Here is an 18568-nt window from a genome sequence, read left to right on the forward strand (position 1 = left end):
GCCAACACGGCGTCGAGATTCCAATGGATAAACTGATTATTACTGGCGGCATTCGCCTTGATGGCGAAATCCGCATCTCCGGGGCGAAAAACTCCGCCCTGCCGATTCTCGCAGCTACGCTGCTGGCTGATGGTCCTGTGACCGTCGCCAACCTGCCGCACCTGCACGACATCACCACCATGATCGAGCTGTTCGGTCGCATGGGCATCGAGCCGATCATCGACGAGAAGCTCAGCGTCGAAATCGATCCACGTACCATCAAGACCCTGGTCGCTCCGTACGAACTGGTGAAAACCATGCGTGCGTCGATTCTCGTCCTGGGTCCGATGGTTGCCCGTTTCGGTGAAGCCGAAGTGGCGCTGCCTGGTGGTTGCGCCATCGGTTCGCGTCCGGTCGATCTGCACATCCGTGGTCTTGAAGCCATGGGCGCGGTGATCGACGTCGAAGGTGGTTATATCAAGGCCAAGGCGCCGGAAGGCGGCCTGCGTGGCGCCAACTTCTTCTTCGACACCGTCAGCGTGACCGGTACCGAGAACATCATGATGGCTGCTGCACTGGCCAACGGCCGCAGCGTCCTGCAAAACGCCGCGCGTGAGCCTGAAGTCGTCGACCTGGCGAATTTCATCAACGCCATGGGCGGTAAAGTCTCTGGGGCCGGCACCGATACCATCACCATCGATGGCGTCAAGCGCCTGGGTTCGGCGACCTACCGCGTCATGCCCGACCGTATCGAAACCGGCACCTACCTGGTGGCGGCGGCGGCAACCGGCGGCCGTGTGAAACTCAAGGACACCGATCCGACGATTCTCGAAGCGGTTCTCGAGAAGCTGCGTGAATCCGGCGCCGAGATCACCACCGGCAAAGACTGGATCGAGCTGAACATGCACGGCAAGCGTCCGAAAGCGGTCAATGTGCGCACTGCACCGTACCCGGCTTTCCCGACCGACATGCAGGCGCAGTTCATCTCGCTCAACGCCATTGCCGAGGGCACGGGTGCAGTCATCGAGACCATCTTCGAAAACCGCTTCATGCACGTGTATGAAATGCACCGCATGGGCGCGCAGATTCAGGTCGAGGGCAACACCGCGATCGTCACCGGCTGCACCAAGCTCAAAGGCGCGCCAGTAATGGCGACCGACCTGCGCGCTTCGGCGAGTCTGGTCATTTCGGCGCTGGTTGCCGAAGGCGACACGCTGATCGACCGCATCTACCACATTGACCGTGGTTACGAGTGCATCGAAGAAAAACTGCAGATGCTGGGCGCGAAGATCCGTCGCGTTCCGGGCTAGTCAGCTGCTGCGCGCTCGCCCGGGTCGATGTGATCGACTCGGGCGACGTGTCTGGCCATCGCGCCAAGACTTTCTGATTCGTTTCACTCCGGCTTCTTGAGCCGGAGGTTGTCGGGCGCCAGTTGCGACCCGGCACGCGCTGCTGATAAGGACTGACGTTTCCCATGTTGACCATTGCACTGTCCAAGGGCCGTATCCTCGACGACACCTTGCCGCTGCTCGCTGCAGCGGGCATCGTGCCGACCGAGAATCCGGACAAGAGCCGCAAGCTGATCATCCCCACGACCCAGGCCGATGTGCGCCTGCTGATCGTGCGTGCGACCGACGTGCCGACTTACGTCGAGCATGGCGCTGCTGATCTCGGCGTCGCGGGCAAGGACGTGTTGATGGAATACGGGGGCCAGGGGCTGTACGAGCCCCTCGACCTGCAAATCGCCCAGTGCAAGCTGATGACCGCAGGCGCGGTCGGCGCGGTCGAACCCAAGGGCCGGCTGCGTGTTGCGACCAAGTTCGTCAACGTTGCCAAGCGCTACTACGCCGAACAGGGCCGTCAGGTCGACATCATCAAGCTGTACGGCTCCATGGAGCTGGCACCGCTGGTGGGTCTGGCCGACAAGATCATCGACGTCGTCGACACCGGCAACACGCTGCGTGCCAACGGCCTTGAACCTCAGGACATGATTGCCCACATCAGCTCGCGTCTGGTGGTGAACAAGGCCTCCATGAAAATGCAGCACGCCCGTATTCAGTCGCTGATCGACACCCTGCGCACTGCCGTGGAGTCGCGACACCGCGGTTGACTGCATCGCGTGACCCTCAACAGGATCACGTCCAGCTATCCGTGTCATAGCCAAATTTCTCAGGTGCCCGCGCGGATGGCTTGCTAGCTTAGGCATCTGCCTATCCTCGCAACTGACATCGCCACCTGAGAAATCGCCATCATTGAGGCCCACGCTATGACCACTCCCAACGCTATTCGCCGACTCAACGCTGCCGATCCGGATTTCGCCCGTCATCTGGATCATCTGCTGAGCTGGGAAAGTGTGTCTGACGACTCGGTCAATGAGCGTGTGCTGGACATCATCAAGAACGTGCGCGAGCGCGGCGATGCGGCGTTGGTGGAATACACCCGCCGTTTCGACGGGCTGGACGTGGCGTCGATGGCGGACCTGATTCTGCCGCGCGAGCGGCTGGAGCTGGCACTGACCCGCATCACGCCCGCCCAGCGCCAGGCGCTCGAAAAAGCAGCCGACCGCGTGCGCAGTTATCACGAGCGGCAAAAGCAGGATTCCTGGAGCTACACCGAGGCTGACGGCACCGTGCTGGGTCAGAAGGTCACGCCGCTGGATCGCGCCGGGCTGTACGTGCCGGGCGGTAAAGCGTCTTACCCGTCTTCGGTGTTGATGAACGCCATTCCGGCCAAAGTCGCCGGCGTCGGCGAGGTGGTCATGGTCGTGCCGACCCCGCGCGGTGAACTCAACGAGCTGGTACTCGCGGCGGCCTGCATCGCCGGCGTCGATCGCGTATTCACCATCGGCGGCGCCCAAGCCGTCGCGGCGCTGGCGTATGGCACTGAAAGCGTCCCGCAGGTGGACAAAGTCGTCGGTCCGGGCAACATTTACGTGGCCACCGCCAAGCGTCATGTGTTCGGCCAGGTAGGCATCGACATGATCGCCGGCCCGTCGGAAATTCTGGTCGTGTGCGACGGCCAGACCGACCCCGACTGGATCGCCATGGACCTGTTCTCCCAGGCCGAGCACGACGAAGACGCCCAGGCAATTCTGGTCAGCCCGGATGCGGACTTCCTTGATCGGGTCGCGGCCAGCATCGCGAGACTGATGCCGACCATGGAGCGCGCGGAAATCATCCAGACCTCCATCAACGGCCGCGGCGCCTTGATCAAAGTGACCGACATGAATCAGGCCATTGAAGTCGTCAACCGGATTGCGCCGGAGCACCTGGAGTTATCGGTGGCTGATCCTGAGGCCTGGTTGCCGCAGATTCGCCACGCCGGCGCGATCTTCATGGGCCGCCACACCTCCGAAGCGCTGGGCGACTACTGCGCCGGTCCCAACCATGTGCTGCCTACTTCGGGCACCGCACGGTTCTCGTCGCCGTTGGGCGTTTACGATTTCCAGAAACGCTCATCGATCATCTTCTGCTCGGAGCAGGGTGCGTCCGAACTGGGCAAAACGGCATCGGTACTGGCACGGGGCGAGTCGTTGACTGCCCACGCCCGCAGCGCCGAATACCGCATTGTCGATACCGCACAAGAGGGCAAATGAGCATGAGCAAATTCTGGAGTCCCTTCGTCAACGACCTGGTGCCTTATGTGCCGGGTGAGCAGCCCAAGCTGACTAAACTGGTGAAGCTCAACACCAACGAAAACCCCTATGGCCCGTCGCCCAAGGCGATTGATGCCATGCGTGCTGCGGTCAGTGACGACCTGCGTCTGTACCCCGACCCCAACAGTGACGTGCTGAAGCAAGCCGTAGGGCGTTATTACAGCGTCGACGCCAATCGCGTGTTCCTGGGCAACGGTTCGGATGAGGTGTTGGCCCACGCCTATAACGCGTTCTTCCGGCAGGATAAACCGCTGCTGTTCCCGGACATCAGCTACAGCTTCTATCCGGTGTATTGCGGCCTGTATGGTGTCGATTACGAAGCCGTGCCGCTGGACGAGCAGTTTCAGATTCGTGCCGAAGATTACGCGCGTCCCAATGGCGGCATCATTTTCCCGAACCCCAATGCACCCACCGGCTGCCTGTTGGCCCTCGATGCCGTCGAGCAGATCCTCAAGAACAGCCCGGATTCCGTGGTGATCGTCGACGAGGCGTACATCGACTTCGGCGGTGAAACCGCGATCAGCCTGGTGGATCGCTATCCGAACCTGCTGGTCACTCAAACGCTGTCCAAATCGCGCGCCCTCGCCGGGCTGAGGGTTGGCCTCGCGGTGGGCCATCCTGACCTCATCGAAGCGCTGGAGCGGGTCAAGAACAGCTTCAACTCCTATCCGCTGGACCGCATGGCCATTGTCGGCGCAGCGGCGGCATTCGATGACCGCGACTATTTCGAGCGCACCTGTCGGCGCGTGATCGCCAGCCGTGAAGCGCTTGTCGAACAGTTGGAGGGCAAGGGCTTTGAAGTGCTGCCCTCGGCGGCGAACTTCATCTTCGCCCGTCACCCTCGGCATGACGCTGCCGGTCTGGCGGCGAAGGTGCGCGAGCAGGGCGTGATCGTGCGTCACTTCAAGCAGGGGCGCATCGCGCAATTCCTGCGCATCACCATAGGCACGCCTGAACAGAATCAGGCGCTGTTGGATGCGCTGGGGGATTTGTCGAACTGAGTTGACGGTTGCCTGACCGCAACCGATCAATTTTCCGCCGCAGGCGCCGTTGTCTGCGGTGGGCGAACGCCCACCTCGGCGCTCAGCTTCAATTCCTTGCCGTTGCGCATGACCTCAATGGCGATCTTGTCGCTCGGCTTGGTGCGCGCCACCTGATTCATTGACCGGCGCCCATCGCCTGCGGGCTCGCCGTTGATGCTCAAAATCACATCACCCAGTTGCAATCCGGCTTTCTGCGCCGGGCCGTCCCGGAAAATCCCGGCGACCACGATGCCTGGACGATCCTTCAAGCCGAAGGATTCCGACAGCTCCTGGGTCAGCGGCTGTACCTCAATGCCCAACCAGCCGCGAATCACCTGACCGTGTTCGATGATCGACTTCATCACTTCCAGGGCCAGCTTGGTCGGAATCGCAAAACCGATGCCTTGGGAGCCACCGGACTTGGAGAAGATCGCCGTGTTGATCCCGGTCAGGTTGCCGTTGGCGTCTACCAGCGCGCCCCCTGAGTTGCCGGGGTTGATCGCCGCGTCGGTCTGAATGAAGTCTTCGTAGGTGTTGAGGCCCAGCTGATTGCGCCCGGTGGCACTGATGATGCCCATGGTCACGGTCTGGCCGACGCCAAACGGGTTACCGATGGCCAATGCGACGTCGCCGATGCGGATGGCATCCGACCGGCCGAGGGTAATGGAAGGCAGGTTCTTGAGGTCGATCTTTAGAACCGCAAGATCGGTCTCGGGGTCGCTCCCGACCACCTTGGCAATCGTCTCGCGGCCGTCTTTCAGCGCCACGACAATCTGGTCGGCGCCGGAGGTGACGTGATTGTTGGTCAGCAGGTAGCCTTCCGGGCTCATGATCACGGCCGATCCCAGGCTCGACTGCATGCGCTTTTGTTTAGGCAGGTTGTCGCCGAAGAAACGACGAAACTGCGGGTCGTCGAACAGCGGATGGTTGGGTTTGTTGTTGTTATTGACCATCTTGGTCGTGTACAGATTGGCCACGGCGGGGGCGGCGTTGCTGACAGCGTCTGCGTACGAGACCGGACCCTGTTGCACAAAGGTCTGCTGTGGCGCTTGCTGCAGGTTCACGTCCTGGCTTGGCAGCCCGACCCACTGGGGATAGCGCTGGATAATCAATAAAGCGATAAGCACACCAGCGAGCAAGGGCCAGCCGAGAAAACGCAGCGCTTTGAACATTGAGCGGAATCCTGAAAGTAGAAGCGCCTAGCTGCGCCATAATGGCCGGCATTATACGAGGACCGACACGGTCTGGACTGCATATTTAGGAGACTTTTATGGCGGTTGCCTTGAGCACCCTGGTGGAAGAAGCGGACCGCTATCTCGGTAGCGCACGGATTCAGGATTATTGCCCCAACGGCCTGCAGGTCGAGGGCCGGCCGCAGGTCAGCCGAATCGTCTCCGGCGTCACCGCGAGTCAGGCGTTGCTGGACGCAGCCGTGGAGGCCAATGCCGATCTGGTGCTGGTGCATCATGGCTATTTCTGGAAAGGCGAGAACCCCTGCATCACCGGCATGAAACAGCGTCGCCTGAAAACGCTGCTCAAGCACGACATCAGCCTGCTGTCCTACCACTTGCCCCTCGACCTTCATGCCGACGTGGGCAACAACGTTCAGTTGGCCCAGCAACTGGACATTACCGTCGAAGGTCCGTTGGACCCGGACAATCCGCGCATCGTCGGGCTGGTCGGCTCACTCGGCGAGGCCATGACCCCACGGGATTTCGCCCACCGCGTCCAGACTGCATTGGGACGTGAGCCGCTGCTGATCGAAGGCGACGGCATGATTCGCCGGGTCGGCTGGTGCACCGGAGGCGGGCAGGGCTACATCGATCAAGCCGTGCTGGCCGGCGTGGACCTGTACTTGAGCGGCGAGGCGTCCGAGCAGACCTTTCACAGCGCACGGGAGAACGGCATCAGTTTCATTGCCGCCGGTCATCACGCCACCGAGCGCTACGGGGTTCAGGCACTGGGTGATTACCTGGCGCGACGCTTTGCCCTGGAGCATCTGTTCATCGACTGCCCGAACCCGATTTAACGGGCCCGCGGGTCCAATGCCTGAGCTATATGGTTAGATCGTTTCGATCTATCCCTGCCGCTGAATAGAATCAGGCCCCATGATAAAGTGCCTCGCTCGATAGAGCCCGCAGGCTCTCCATACACGTACGTTATCCCGTGAGTAACCATGGTCGACAAACTGACGCATCTGAAACAGCTGGAGGCGGAAAGCATCCACATCATCCGCGAGGTCGCTGCCGAGTTCGATAACCCGGTGATGCTGTACTCCGTCGGTAAAGACTCTGCCGTGATGCTGCATCTGGCGCGCAAGGCCTTCTTTCCAGGCAAGTTGCCATTCCCTGTGATGCACGTCGACACCCGCTGGAAATTCCAGGAGATGTACCGCTTCCGCGACAAGATGGTCGAGGATATGGGCCTGGACCTGATCGTGCACGTGAACCCGGACGGCGTCGCGCAGGGTATCAACCCGCTGACCCACGGCAGCTCGAAGCACACCGATATCATGAAAACCCAGGGCCTCAAGCAGGCCCTCGACAAGCACGGCTTCGATGCCGCGTTCGGGGGCGCCCGTCGTGACGAAGAGAAATCCCGCGCCAAAGAGCGCGTGTATTCCTTCCGCGACACCAAGCACCGCTGGGACCCGAAAAACCAGCGCCCCGAGCTGTGGAATGTGTACAACGGCAACGTCAACAAAGGCGAGTCGATCCGTGTGTTCCCGCTCTCCAACTGGACCGAGCTGGACATCTGGCAGTACATCTACCTCGAAGGCATTCCGATCGTCCCGCTGTATTTCGCCGCCGAGCGCGAAGTCATCGAGATGAACGGCACCTGGATCATGATCGACGACGACCGCCTGCGTAATCACCTGTCCGACGAGGACAAGAAGCGCATCGTCAAGAAGAAGGTCCGCTTCCGCACACTGGGCGACTACCCGTTGACGGGCGCTGTCGAGTCCGAGGCCACCAGCCTCACCGACATCATTCAGGAAATGCTCCTGACGCGAACTTCCGAGCGCCAGGGCCGGGTCATCGACCACGATGGCGCCGGCTCCATGGAAGAAAAGAAACGTCAGGGTTATTTCTAATTAGGGTGTCTGAACATGTCGCATCAATCTGAATTGATCAGCGAGGACATCCTCGCCTATCTGGGCCAGCACGAACGCAAGGAAATGCTGCGCTTCCTGACCTGTGGCAACGTCGACGACGGCAAGAGCACGTTGATCGGGCGGCTGCTGCACGATTCCAAGATGATCTACGAAGATCACCTGGAAGCCATCACCCGTGATTCGAAAAAATCCGGTACCACGGGCGACGAAGTCGATCTGGCGCTGCTGGTTGACGGCCTGCAGGCCGAGCGCGAGCAGGGCATCACCATCGATGTCGCTTACCGCTACTTCTCCACCGCCAAGCGCAAATTCATCATCGCCGACACCCCCGGCCATGAGCAGTACACCCGCAACATGGCCACCGGTGCGTCCACCTGTGACCTGGCGATCATTCTGGTCGACGCCCGCTACGGCGTGCAGACCCAGACCAAACGCCACAGCTACATCGCCTCGTTACTGGGCATCAAGCACATCGTGGTCGCCATCAACAAGATGGACCTCAATGGTTTCGACGAGACCATCTTCGAGCAGATCAAGGCTGATTACCTGGCGTTCGCCGACCGCATCGCGCTGAAGCCGACCACCATGGAATTCGTGCCGATGTCGGCCCTCAAGGGCGACAACGTGGTCAACCGGAGCGAGCGCTCGCCGTGGTACACCGGCAAGTCGCTGATGGAAATTCTCGAAACCGTCGAGATCGCCAACGACCGCAATTTCACCGACCTGCGTTTTCCGGTGCAGTACGTTAACCGTCCGAACCTGAACTTCCGAGGTTTCGCCGGCACCCTGGCAAGCGGCATCGTGCACAAGGGCGACGAAGTCGTTGTGCTGCCGTCCGGCAAGAGCAGCCGCGTGAAATCCATCGTCACCTTCGAAGGTGAACTGGAGCATGCGGGCCCGGGTCAAGCAGTGACGCTGACCATGGAAGACGAGATCGACATCTCCCGTGGCGACCTGTTGGTGCATGCCGACAACGTCCCGCAGGTCGCTGACGCCTTCGACGCCATGCTGGTGTGGATGGCCGAAGAGCCGATGCTGCCGGGCAAGAAATACGACATCAAACGCGCCACGTCCTACGTGCCGGGTTCGATTGCCAGCATTACCCATCGTGTTGACGTGAACACGCTGGAAGAAGGCCCGGCCAGTTCGCTGCAGCTGAATGAAATCGGCCGCGTGAAGATCGCACTGGACGCGCCGATTGCCCTCGATGGCTACGACAGCAACCGCACCACGGGCGCGTTCATCGTCATCGACCGTTTGACCAATGGCACCGTGGCGGCGGGCATGATCATCGCCAAGCCGGTGGTCGCGGGTAGCGGAAGCCATCACGGCGCGCTGGCCCATGTTTCTGTTGAAGAGCGCGCTCAGCGCTTCGGCCAGAAGCCGGCGACCGTGCTGTTCAGCGGTTTGTCGGGTGCAGGCAAGAGCACGCTGGCGTATGCCGTGGAGCGCAAGCTTTTCGACATGGGCCGTGGGGTGTTCGTCCTTGATGGCCAGAACCTGCGCCACGACCTTAACAAGGGCTTGCCGCAGGATCGCGCCGGTCGCACCGAGAACTGGCGTCGTGCCGCCCACGTTGCGCGTCAGTTCAACGAAGCGGGCCTGCTGACCCTCGCGGCGTTCGTCGCGCCGGACGCGGGCGGTCGGCAGAATGCCAAGGCCCTGATCGGCGATGATCGACTGATCACCGTGTACGTTCAGGCATCGCCGCAAGTCTGTCGCGAGCGTGATCCCCAAGGGCTCTACGCCGCCGACAAGGACAACATCCCGGGTGAATCCTTCCCGTATGACGTCCCGCTGGACGCCGACCTGGTTATCGACACGCAGTCGCTGAATGTCGAAGAAAGCGTCAAACAGGTGCTGGATCTGCTGCGGACCCGCGGCGTGATCTAAACGCTGTTCGCTGTACAAAAAACCCGCCAATGATGGCGGGTTTTTTGTTGCCCGGCCGTGGACCATCATCCTGGATGAAAACACCGGTTCGCCAGCAAGCCGGCTCCTACGGATTTAGGCCGGTCGCAGATGGGGTGCCTGGCGCAATTCCAGTGTAGGAGCGCGCTTGCCCGCGAAGGCGGTGTGTCAGATGACGTTGAGGGCACAGATACATTGCGTTCGCGGGCAAGCGCGCTCCTACACTGCTCCGGCGTATCGGGATGGCATGGCCGGCGTGGAACTCGTACATACCGGCTTGCAATGAGCCAAAAGCCCACAAAAAAGCCCGCCCCTGATCACCTCAGGGGCGGGCTTTTGGTGTTTCGAGTCGCGTTACTTCTTCAAACCGTAATGCTCGTCCAGCATGCCGGGGGAGTCGGGCGACTTGGGCGCGTAGTCCTTAGGCGGTTCAGCGGCCGTGCGCGGTGGCGTCAGGCGATCGCGGTGCGGATGGAGCGCTTCCGGGTGCAGCGCAGCCAGCAGGCGTTGACGGGTGATGTCGTCGGTGGCCAGGCGGTTGGCGCCTTCGGCCAGATGCTCCTGAACATCGTGGTAGCTCTGCGACAGCTTCTGCACCAGATTGGCGGTGCTGTTGAAGTGGGTGATGACCTCGTTCTGATACGTATCGAAACGCTCCTGAACGTCATCCAGCTGGCGCTGAGTCCCGTTAGGCACGGCATTGGGCAGCGCGCGCGCCACGAAGAAACCGATGATCACACCAACCACCAGGGCGATGGTCGGCAGCAACCAAACTAAGAGCGAGTAATCCACGAGTCCTTCCTCTATAAACGGCTTTGCTTTACGTTAACGGCTCGAACCTGCGCTGTATAGCGGCGACGCGTCGCCAGCTTGCCAGCCACAGACAATCAGCTAGACGAGTCGACCCAATTGAAGGTCACGGAGTTCATTCTTGCTCATGCGTGAGACCCCTGTATTCATCGATGGCCCGGCGGGCCAACTCGAAGCGTTGTACCTCGATCTGGACGAGGCCAAAGGCATCGCGCTGATATGCCATCCTAACCCGGTTCAGGGTGGCACCATGCTCAATAAAGTGATCTCGACCCTGCAGCGCACGGCGCGTGATGCCGGTCTTATCACTCTGCGCTTCAACTATCGCGGCGTTGGCGCCAGCGCCGGCAACTCGGACATGGGCGAGGGTGAAGTCGACGACGCACAGGCGGCGGCGAGCTGGCTGCGCGACAAACATCCCGACCTGCCCATGACCTTGCTGGGATTTTCCTTCGGTGGTTTCGTGGCGGCCACCCTGGGCGGGCGGCTTGAGGCTGAGGGCGAAATCTTGAAGCATCTGTTCATGGTCGCGCCTGCCGTGATGCGCATAGCCAACATGGAGGCATTGCCGCAGAAGGGCGCTTTGACGATCATTCAGCCCGACACCGACGAGGTCGTTGACCCACAACTTGTGTACGCATGGTCTGACACGCTTCAGCGCCCCCATAAGCTGCTGAAAGTGGCAGAATGCGGGCACTTTTTTCACGGCAAGCTGACCGATCTCAAGGATCTGATTCTGCCGCGCCTTTCGAATTGATCGCAGCACCCAAAATAAGCGACTAGCCATGACCACTCGTATCCTGACCGGTATCACCACCACCGGCACACCGCACCTGGGCAACTACGCCGGCGCCATTCGCCCGGCCATCGTTGCCAGCCGCCAGAGCGATGCTGACTCGTTCTACTTTCTGGCTGACTACCACGCGCTGATCAAATGCGATGACCCGCTGCGCATTCAGCGCTCGCGTCTGGAAATCGCTGCTACCTGGCTCGCGGCAGGGCTGGACGTCGATCGCGTGACGTTCTATCGCCAGTCCGACATTCCGGAAATCCCCGAACTGACCTGGCTGCTCACCTGCGTGGCCGGCAAGGGCTTGCTCAACCGCGCCCACGCCTACAAGGCCTCGGTGGACAAGAACGTCGAAGCCGGTGAAGACCCGGACGCCGGCATCACCATGGGCCTGTTCAGCTACCCGGTGCTGATGGCCGCCGACATCCTGATGTTCAACGCCCACCAAGTGCCTGTGGGCCGCGATCAGATCCAGCACGTCGAAATGGCGCGTGACATCGGTCAGCGCTTCAATCACCTGTTCGGCAACGGCAAAGAGTTCTTCGTGATGCCGGAAGCGCTGATCGAAGAAAGCGTCGCGACCCTGCCTGGCCTGGACGGTCGCAAGATGTCGAAAAGCTACGACAACACCGTGCCGCTTTTTACCAGTGCCAAAGACATGAAAGAGGCGATCTCGCGCATCGTCACTGACTCGCGCCTGCCGGGCGAAGCCAAGGATCCAGACACGTCGCACCTGTTCACGCTGTACCAGGCATTCGCCAGCAAAGAACAAGGCGACGAGTTCCGCGCCGACCTGCTGCAGGGCTTGGGTTGGGGCGATGCCAAGCAGCGCCTGTTCCAGTTGCTGGACGCCGAGTTGGGCGAAGCACGCGAGCACTACCATCGCCTGATCGAGCGCCCCGCTGACCTGGAAGACATCCTGCAAGCGGGCGCCGAGAAGGCCCGTCGTGTGGCCACGCCGTTTCTGGGCGAGCTGCGCGAAGCGGTCGGCCTGCGCTCATTCCGCACCGCCGCGCAAACCGCCACGGCGACCAAGAAGAAGGCCAGCAAGGGCGCGCGCTTTGTCAGTTTCCGTGAAGACGACGGCAGTTTCCGCTTCCGGCTGCTGGCGGCCGATGGCGAGCAATTGCTGCTGTCGCGCAACTTCGCCGACGGCAAGGCGGCTGGCGCTGTGACCAAGCAGCTGCAGCAGGGCGGTACGCTGGACATCCGGCCCGAAGGTGATGCCTTCACCCTGTGGCTGAGTGATGCCTGTGTTGCCGACAGCCCGGCGTTCGCCGACGCCGCCGCCCGCGATGCCGCGATCGAGAGCCTGAAACTGGCGCTGGCGCCACAACAGGATTAATTGCCATTCCAATGGGCCGTCGCTACAGTGACGGCCCGTTTTTGCTGCCTTTGCAAGCGACTATGACCCCTCTAGAACGATACCAAGCTGACCTGAAGCGTCCGGACTTTTTCCACGACGCCGCGCAAGAGAATGCGGTGCGCCATCTGCAGCGTCTGTACGACGATCTGGTCGCCGCCCCTGACCGCAAGCCGGGATTGCTGGGCAAGCTGTTCGGCAAGAAAGAAGCCCCGATTGTGAAAGGGCTGTATTTCTGGGGCGGTGTGGGCCGGGGCAAGACCTACCTGGTCGACACTTTCTTCGAAGCGCTGCCGTTTGAAGACAAGACCCGCACGCACTTCCACCGCTTCATGAAGCGTGTGCACGAGGAAATGAAAAACCTCAAGGGCGAGAAGAACCCGCTGACCCTGATCGCCAAGCAGTTTTCCGAAGAAGCGCGGGTGATCTGTTTCGACGAGTTTTTCGTATCGGACATTACCGACGCGATGATCCTCGGCACGCTGATGGAAGAGCTGTTCAAGAACGGCGTGACCCTGGTTGCGACCTCGAACATCGTTCCGGACGGTCTCTACAAGGACGGTCTGCAGCGTGCGCGCTTCCTGCCGGCGATTGCGTTGATCAAGCAGAACACCGAGATCGTCAACGTCGACAGCGGCGTCGATTATCGCCTGCGTCACCTGGAGCAGGCCGAGCTGTTCCACTTCCCGCTGAACGAAGCGGCAGAGGAGAGCCTGCGCAAGAGCTTCCGTGCGCTGACCCCGGAATGCACCAAGGCCATCGAGAACGATGTGCTGATCATCGAGAATCGGCAGATCAAGGCGATTCGTACCTGCGACGACGTGGCGTGGTTCGACTTCCGTGAGCTGTGCGACGGCCCGCGTAGCCAGAACGACTACATCGAACTCGGCAAGATCTTCCATGCGGTGCTGCTCAGTGGCGTCGAGCAGATGAGCGTGACCACCGACGACATTGCGCGCCGGTTCATCAACATGGTCGACGAGTTCTACGACCGCAACGTCAAGTTGATCATCTCGGCGGAAGTCGAACTGAAAGACCTGTACACAGGTGGCCGCCTGAACTTCGAATTCCAGCGCACCCTCAGCCGTTTGCTGGAAATGCAGTCCCACGAATTCCTGTCACGGGCCCATAAACCCTGATGCCACTCAGTCGGGGGCGTTCAGAAAAATCTTGTCGGAACGCAGACCAGTAGGAGCCGGCTTGCTGGCGAACGCGGCGTGTCAGTCGCCTTATTGAGTGCAGACACACTACATTCGCCAGCAAGCCGGCTCCTACAATCCGAATCAGCCAAAACCCTGCCTGTCCGCAGGGTTTTTTCGTTTCAGGCCGCCTGCTGAAACTGCTGCCGATACTGGTTCGGTGACAGGTCGGTGTGTTGGCGGAACAGGCGCGCGAAGAAGCTGGCGTCGTCGTATCCCACTTCATAGCTGATGGTTTTGATGCTCTTGCGTGAGCCCGACAGCAAGCCCTTAGCGGTTTCGATGCGCAAGCGTTGCAGGTAGTGCAGCGGCTTGTCGCCGGTTGCCGTCTGGAAGCGGCGCATGAAGTTGCGGATGCTCATGCCGTGCTCGCGGGCCACATCCTCGAAACGGAATTTGTCGGCGAAGTGCTCCTCGAGCCAGTGCTGAATCTGCAGGATGATCACGTCCTGGTGCAGTTTCTGCCCGCCAAAACCAATCCGTCCCGGCGCGTAGCTGCGCTGCACTTCATAGAGAATGTCACGGGCGACGGTCTGTGCGACATGGGCGCCGCAGAAGCGCTCGATCAGGTAGATATAAAGATCACACGCTGAAATCGTGCCGCCTGCGCAATACAGGTTATCGGCGTCGGTCAGGTGCTTTTCCTGATTCAGCAGCACGTTCGGAAAACGCTCGGCGAACTCGTTGAAAAACCGCCAGTAGGTGGTCGCTTCCTTGCCATCGAGCAGCCCCGCATCCCCAAGCCAGAACACGCCGCTGGCTTCACCGCACAGCACGGCGCCGCGCGCATGTTGCTCACGCAGCCACGGCAGGATTTGCGGATAGCGTTCACGCAGGGTGTCGAAATCTTCGACGAAAGCGGGAAGGATGATGATATCGCTGTGTTCAAGCACACCGTCTACAGGGATGACGACGTCGCTGAAACTTCGGACTTCCTTGCCGTCCGGGCTGACCAGTCGGGTTTCGAAGGCCGGCTTGAAGCCCTGTCCCAACTGCTTGCCGTAGCGCAGGCTGGCGAGGTGAAAGAAGTCTTTGGCTTGCATGAGCGTGGAGGCAAAAATTCCATCGATCGCAAGAATGCTGACACGCCGCAACGGCGTGTTGAGTTGGATAGACATAGTCTTTTGTTCTTATATGGGAAAGTGGTCAAGCAACGGCGTGATCGTCTTATTTTTTGTCGGATGTGTCCAGTGTCGCCGTCAACCTACGGCGCCTACGCTTTGTTGAAATATTGTCCGACAATCCCTCACGCCAGGTGCATCCATGCTCGCCAGAACACTCTTTAGCTCAGAGCACGAGCTTTTCCGCAACAGCGTCCGCAAGTTCTTCGAACAGCATGCGGCACCCTTTCATGCCCAGTGGGAAAAGCAGGGTCACATCGATCGCACGTTGTGGAACCGGGCGGGGGAGCAGGGCATGTTGTGTTCGCACCTGCCGGAAGAATACGGCGGCATGGGCGCGGACTTTCTCTACACCACGGTGGTGATCGAGGAAATCTCGCGCCTCGGCCTGACCGGCATCGGCTTTTCCCTGCATTCGGACATCGTCGCGCCGTATATCCTGCATTACGGCAGTGAAGCCCTGAAGCTCACATATTTGCCCAAACTGGTCTCGGGGGAACTGGTCACTGCCATCGCGATGACCGAGCCCGGCGCGGGGTCCGATCTGCAAGGGGTCAAGACCACCGCGGTGCTGGATGGCGACGAGTACGTCATCAATGGTTCGAAGACCTTCATCACCAACGGGTTTCTCGCTGATCTGGTGATCGTCGTTGCCAAGACCGATCCCAAGGCGGGCGCGAAGGGGACCAGTCTGTTTGTCGTGGAAGCGGGTACGCCGGGCTTTGCGAAGGGCAAGCGATTGGAAAAGGTAGGTATGAAGGCGCAGGACACGTCGGAATTGTTCTTCCAGGACGTGAGAGTGCCCAAAGAGAACCTGCTGGGTCAGGCCGGGATGGGTTTCGCGTATTTGATGCAGGAGCTGCCCCAAGAGCGTCTGACGGTCGCCATCGGTGCGATCGCCTCCGCCGAAGCCGCCTTGCAATGGACGCTCGACTACACACGGGATCGCAAGGCCTTTGGCAAGGCCATCATCGACTTCCAGAACACCCGCTTCAAACTGGCCGAAATTGCCACCGAAGTTCAGATTGGTCGCACGTTCATTGATCGATGCCTTGAGTTGCACTTGGAAGGGAAGCTGGACGTACCAACGGCAGCCATGGCGAAATACTGGTCAACCGACCTGCAGTGCAAGGTTCTGGATGAATGCGTGCAGCTGCATGGCGGCTACGGCTTCATGTGGGAATACCCGATCGCCCGGGCGTGGGCCGATGCGCGGGTGCAGCGGATTTATGCAGGCACCAACGAAATCATGAAAGAGATTATTGCCCGGTCGCTTTGACGGTCGACACAGGACTGTAGGAGCGCGCTTGCCCGCGAGATGGCGGTAGGTCAGTCAAACCGTCAGTGACTGATCAAACGCTATTCGCGGGCAAGCGCGCTCCTACAATTAATCACCGGTTAAGGCGCAGGATTCGGCTGATCCTTGTGAATCGCCTCGATGCCCGCCAGCACTTCATCCGACAGCACCAGTTCCGCGCTCGCCAGGTTGCTGTCCAGCTGCTCCAGCGTCGTGGCACCGATGATGTTGCTGGTGACGAAGCTGCGGCTGGTGACGAACGCCAGGGCCATCTGCGCCGGATCAAGACCGTGCTCGCGAGCCAGCGCAACGTAGCGCGCACAGGCCGCTTCCGATTGCGGATTGAAGTAGCGCGTGAAGCGGCTGTACAGGCTCAGGCGGCCCTTGGCCGGGCGGGCGCCGTCGGCGTATTTGCCGGACAACATCCCGAACGCCATGGGCGAGTACGCGAGCAGGCCGCATTGCTCGCGAATCGCCACTTCCGCCAGACCTACCTCGAAACTGCGGTTGAGCAGGTTGTAGGGGTTCTGAATGGACACGGGGCGCGTCAGGCCATGGGCATCCGATTCGGCGAGAAACTTCATGGTGCCCCACGGTGTTTCGTTGGACAGACCCACGTGGCGGATCTTGCCGGCCTTGACCTGCTCGTCCAGCGCTTCGAGCACTTCCAGCAGCGGGGTGAACTGTTCCTCACTGTGGTTGTAACCCAGCTTGCCGAAAAAGTTGGTGCTGCGCTCAGGCCAGTGCAATTGATAGAGGTCGAGGTAATCGGTCTGCAGGCGCTTCAGGCTCGCGTCCAGCGCCGCGACGATGTGATCACGGTTGAATTTCAGCTGACCGTCACGGATGTAATCGATGCCGTTGCCGGGACCGGCGATCTTGCTGGCGAGGATCCATTCGGCACGGTCGCCGCTCTGCTTGAACCAGTTGCCGAGGATCGTCTCGGTGCTGGCGTAGGTTTCTTTCTTCGGCGGGACCGGATACATCTCGGCGGTGTCGATGAAATTGATGCCGGCGGCCTTGGCCCGTTCGATCTGCGCGAAGGCCTCGGACTGGCTGTTCTGCTCGCCCCAGGTCATGGTGCCGAGGCAGATTGCGCTGACATTGAGGTCGGTTCTGCCCAGTTGGCGGTAGTCCATTTGGCTCTCCTGTTTAAAAGAGCCATAAAAGCAGGTTGAAATTTTTTTCGCAATCTGCATAATTCCGCTCCTCTTTGTCGCTGGAGTGATGCCCCGCGCCAAAAGAAACCGCTGCGATCGAACGCGCTGACCCGAGCCCCCTATAGCGTTCGTGCCCGGCGGCCTTTGACTTGTCAAAGACCGTACTAATGAGTATGCTCCGCCGTCTATTTTTCAGGGCGGCCTTTGAGGCTATAAAGAATGAAAACTTTTACCGCTAAACCGGAAACAGTAAAGCGCGACTGGTTCGTCGTCGACGCTGCTGGTCAGACCCTGGGTCGTCTGGCCACTGAAATCGCGAGCCGTCTGCGTGGCAAGCACAAGCCGGAATACACTCCGCACGTTGACACCGGCGACTACATCGTCGTGATCAATGCCGAGCAGATCCGTGTGACCGGTGCCAAGACCACCGACAAGATCTACTACTCTCACTCCGGTTTCCCGGGCGGGATCAAGTCGATCAACTTTGAAAAGCTGATCGCCAAAGCTCCTGAGCGCGTGATCGAGACCGCGGTCAAAGGCATGCTGCCTAAGAACCCGCTGGGTCGCGACATGTATCGTAAGCTGAAAGTCTATGCGGGCGCTGCACACCCTCATACTGCTCAGCAGCCCCAAGAACTGAAGTTTTAACGGAATAGTTCATTATGTCGGCGACTCAAAATTACGGCACTGGCCGTCGCAAGACCGCAACCGCTCGCGTTTTCCTGCGTCCGGGCACCGGTAACATCTCCATCAACAACCGTTCCCTGGACTCGTTCTTCGGTCGCGAAACTGCCCGCATGGTAGTTCGTCAGCCGCTGGAACTGACTCAGACTGTCGAAAAATTCGACATCTACGTCACTGTCATCGGCGGTGGTGTGAGTGGTCAAGCTGGCGCAATCCGCCACGGTATCACCCGCGCTCTGATGCAATACGACGAAACCCTGCGTGGCGCTCTGCGCAAAGCAGGCTTCGTAACTCGCGATGCTCGCGAAGTTGAACGTAAGAAAGTCGGTCTGCGTAAAGCGCGTAAGCGTCCGCAGTACTCGAAGCGTTAATTCGCTTCCGTTCAAAAAGAACGCTCAGTTTCTATACGAAGCTGGGCGTTTTTTTATGGCTGTCTTTTATGGATTCCGAGGACCCAGTCAA

The 18568-nt window shown here is 60.2% G+C and carries 17 protein-coding genes; 13 read left to right on the forward strand and 4 right to left on the reverse strand.

Going from position 1 to position 18568, the window contains the following annotated elements:
- Nucleotides 1-23 precede the first annotated feature (23 nt).
- The 4 genes from murA (at nucleotide 24) to hisC (ending at nucleotide 4635) form a co-directional block, all read left to right on the forward strand.
- Entirely contained in the window at nucleotides 24-1289 is a 1266-nt protein-coding gene (gene murA, locus EC919_RS06050) for a UDP-N-acetylglucosamine 1-carboxyvinyltransferase (protein ID WP_122536135.1), read from the forward strand.
- 164 nt (nucleotides 1290-1453) lie between these two features.
- Nucleotides 1454-2089: an ATP phosphoribosyltransferase gene (gene hisG, locus EC919_RS06055; protein WP_065992096.1), complete on the forward strand. Its 636-nt coding sequence runs from the start codon at nucleotides 1454-1456 to the stop codon at nucleotides 2087-2089.
- 156 nt (nucleotides 2090-2245) lie between these two features.
- Entirely contained in the window at nucleotides 2246-3574 is a 1329-nt protein-coding gene (gene hisD, locus EC919_RS06060; RefSeq protein WP_133772163.1) for a histidinol dehydrogenase, read from the forward strand.
- Between the two features lie 2 nt (nucleotides 3575-3576).
- Nucleotides 3577-4635 (forward strand): histidinol-phosphate transaminase, encoded by a 1059-nt coding sequence (gene hisC, locus EC919_RS06065; protein ID WP_133772592.1) that lies wholly within the window; start codon nucleotides 3577-3579, stop codon nucleotides 4633-4635.
- Between the two features lie 26 nt (nucleotides 4636-4661).
- Here the strand turns inward: hisC and algW are convergent, their stop codons facing one another.
- Nucleotides 4662-5828, reverse strand: coding sequence for a Do family serine endopeptidase AlgW (algW, locus tag EC919_RS06070; protein ID WP_133772165.1), 1167 nt, complete (start codon nucleotides 5826-5828; stop codon nucleotides 4662-4664).
- A gap of 98 nt (nucleotides 5829-5926) precedes the next feature.
- Here algW and EC919_RS06075 point away from each other — a divergent pair, with 98 nt between their 5' ends.
- From EC919_RS06075 to cysN, 3 genes are all read left to right on the forward strand, one after another.
- Nucleotides 5927-6685: a Nif3-like dinuclear metal center hexameric protein gene (locus EC919_RS06075; RefSeq protein ID WP_133772167.1), complete on the forward strand. Its 759-nt coding sequence runs from the start codon at nucleotides 5927-5929 to the stop codon at nucleotides 6683-6685.
- A 147-nt stretch (nucleotides 6686-6832) separates the two neighbouring features.
- Nucleotides 6833-7750 (forward strand): sulfate adenylyltransferase subunit CysD, encoded by a 918-nt coding sequence (cysD, locus tag EC919_RS06080; protein ID WP_074884403.1) that lies wholly within the window; start codon nucleotides 6833-6835, stop codon nucleotides 7748-7750.
- A 15-nt stretch (nucleotides 7751-7765) separates the two neighbouring features.
- On the forward strand, nucleotides 7766-9664 hold the full coding sequence (gene cysN / locus EC919_RS06085) for a sulfate adenylyltransferase subunit CysN (RefSeq protein WP_133772169.1): 1899 nt from the start codon (nucleotides 7766-7768) through the stop codon (nucleotides 9662-9664).
- A gap of 372 nt (nucleotides 9665-10036) precedes the next feature.
- Here cysN and EC919_RS06090 read toward each other — a convergent pair whose 3' ends face one another.
- On the reverse strand, nucleotides 10037-10474 hold the full coding sequence (locus EC919_RS06090) for a YhcB family protein (protein WP_133772171.1): 438 nt from the start codon (nucleotides 10472-10474) through the stop codon (nucleotides 10037-10039).
- A 145-nt stretch (nucleotides 10475-10619) separates the two neighbouring features.
- Here EC919_RS06090 and EC919_RS06095 point away from each other — a divergent pair, with 145 nt between their 5' ends.
- The 3 genes from EC919_RS06095 (at nucleotide 10620) to zapE (ending at nucleotide 13784) form a co-directional block, all read left to right on the forward strand.
- Nucleotides 10620-11249, forward strand: coding sequence for an alpha/beta hydrolase (locus EC919_RS06095; protein WP_133772173.1), 630 nt, complete (start codon nucleotides 10620-10622; stop codon nucleotides 11247-11249).
- Between the two features lie 28 nt (nucleotides 11250-11277).
- On the forward strand, nucleotides 11278-12627 hold the full coding sequence (locus EC919_RS06100; RefSeq protein ID WP_133772175.1) for a tryptophan--tRNA ligase: 1350 nt from the start codon (nucleotides 11278-11280) through the stop codon (nucleotides 12625-12627).
- 62 nt (nucleotides 12628-12689) lie between these two features.
- Nucleotides 12690-13784: a cell division protein ZapE gene (gene zapE / locus EC919_RS06105; RefSeq protein ID WP_133772177.1), complete on the forward strand. Its 1095-nt coding sequence runs from the start codon at nucleotides 12690-12692 to the stop codon at nucleotides 13782-13784.
- 182 nt (nucleotides 13785-13966) lie between these two features.
- Here zapE and EC919_RS06110 read toward each other — a convergent pair whose 3' ends face one another.
- The gene (locus EC919_RS06110) at nucleotides 13967-14887 is read right to left on the reverse strand and encodes a GlxA family transcriptional regulator (RefSeq protein ID WP_172612965.1); all 921 of its coding nucleotides are present in this window, start codon (nucleotides 14885-14887) and stop codon (nucleotides 13967-13969) included.
- A 220-nt stretch (nucleotides 14888-15107) separates the two neighbouring features.
- Here EC919_RS06110 and EC919_RS06115 point away from each other — a divergent pair, with 220 nt between their 5' ends.
- Nucleotides 15108-16244: an acyl-CoA dehydrogenase family protein gene (locus tag EC919_RS06115; protein WP_133772181.1), complete on the forward strand. Its 1137-nt coding sequence runs from the start codon at nucleotides 15108-15110 to the stop codon at nucleotides 16242-16244.
- 119 nt (nucleotides 16245-16363) lie between these two features.
- Here the strand turns inward: EC919_RS06115 and EC919_RS06120 are convergent, their stop codons facing one another.
- Nucleotides 16364-17401 carry an NADP(H)-dependent aldo-keto reductase gene (locus EC919_RS06120; protein WP_133772183.1) on the reverse strand — a complete coding sequence of 346 codons (1038 nt, stop codon included), beginning with the start codon at nucleotides 17399-17401 and terminating at the stop codon, nucleotides 16364-16366.
- A gap of 240 nt (nucleotides 17402-17641) precedes the next feature.
- On the opposite strand from EC919_RS06120, the gene rplM reads away from it, so the two are divergent.
- Nucleotides 17642-18070, forward strand: coding sequence for a 50S ribosomal protein L13 (gene rplM / locus EC919_RS06125; RefSeq protein WP_019693576.1), 429 nt, complete (start codon nucleotides 17642-17644; stop codon nucleotides 18068-18070).
- A gap of 14 nt (nucleotides 18071-18084) precedes the next feature.
- Entirely contained in the window at nucleotides 18085-18477 is a 393-nt protein-coding gene (gene rpsI / locus EC919_RS06130) for a 30S ribosomal protein S9 (protein WP_065992123.1), read from the forward strand.
- Nucleotides 18478-18568 lie beyond the last annotated feature (91 nt).

Source organism: Pseudomonas graminis (genome assembly GCF_004364335.1).
Lineage (GTDB): Bacteria > Pseudomonadota > Gammaproteobacteria > Pseudomonadales > Pseudomonadaceae > Aquipseudomonas > Aquipseudomonas graminis_D.

Bases quoted from the DNA above. Each gene is read 5' to 3' on its own strand.
- hisD (WP_133772163.1), top strand. From the start codon at position 2,246: ATGACCACTCCCAACGCTATTCGCCGACTCAACGCTGCCGATCCGGAT.
- EC919_RS06100 (WP_133772175.1), top strand. From the start codon at position 11,278: ATGACCACTCGTATCCTGACCGGTATCACCACCACCGGCACACCGCAC.
- algW (WP_133772165.1), bottom strand. From the start codon at position 5,828: ATGTTCAAAGCGCTGCGTTTTCTCGGCTGGCCCTTGCTCGCTGGTGTG.
- EC919_RS06075 (WP_133772167.1), top strand. From the start codon at position 5,927: ATGGCGGTTGCCTTGAGCACCCTGGTGGAAGAAGCGGACCGCTATCTC.
- zapE (WP_133772177.1), top strand. From the start codon at position 12,690: ATGACCCCTCTAGAACGATACCAAGCTGACCTGAAGCGTCCGGACTTT.
- EC919_RS06110 (WP_172612965.1), bottom strand. From the start codon at position 14,887: ATGCAAGCCAAAGACTTCTTTCACCTCGCCAGCCTGCGCTACGGCAAG.
- hisG (WP_065992096.1), top strand. From the start codon at position 1,454: ATGTTGACCATTGCACTGTCCAAGGGCCGTATCCTCGACGACACCTTG.
- cysD (WP_074884403.1), top strand. From the start codon at position 6,833: ATGGTCGACAAACTGACGCATCTGAAACAGCTGGAGGCGGAAAGCATC.
- murA (WP_122536135.1), top strand. From the start codon at position 24: ATGGATAAACTGATTATTACTGGCGGCATTCGCCTTGATGGCGAAATC.
- EC919_RS06095 (WP_133772173.1), top strand. From the start codon at position 10,620: ATGCGTGAGACCCCTGTATTCATCGATGGCCCGGCGGGCCAACTCGAA.
- rplM (WP_019693576.1), top strand. From the start codon at position 17,642: ATGAAAACTTTTACCGCTAAACCGGAAACAGTAAAGCGCGACTGGTTC.
- EC919_RS06115 (WP_133772181.1), top strand. From the start codon at position 15,108: ATGCTCGCCAGAACACTCTTTAGCTCAGAGCACGAGCTTTTCCGCAAC.
- hisC (WP_133772592.1), top strand. From the start codon at position 3,577: ATGAGCAAATTCTGGAGTCCCTTCGTCAACGACCTGGTGCCTTATGTG.
- EC919_RS06120 (WP_133772183.1), bottom strand. From the start codon at position 17,401: ATGGACTACCGCCAACTGGGCAGAACCGACCTCAATGTCAGCGCAATC.
- cysN (WP_133772169.1), top strand. From the start codon at position 7,766: ATGTCGCATCAATCTGAATTGATCAGCGAGGACATCCTCGCCTATCTG.
- rpsI (WP_065992123.1), top strand. From the start codon at position 18,085: ATGTCGGCGACTCAAAATTACGGCACTGGCCGTCGCAAGACCGCAACC.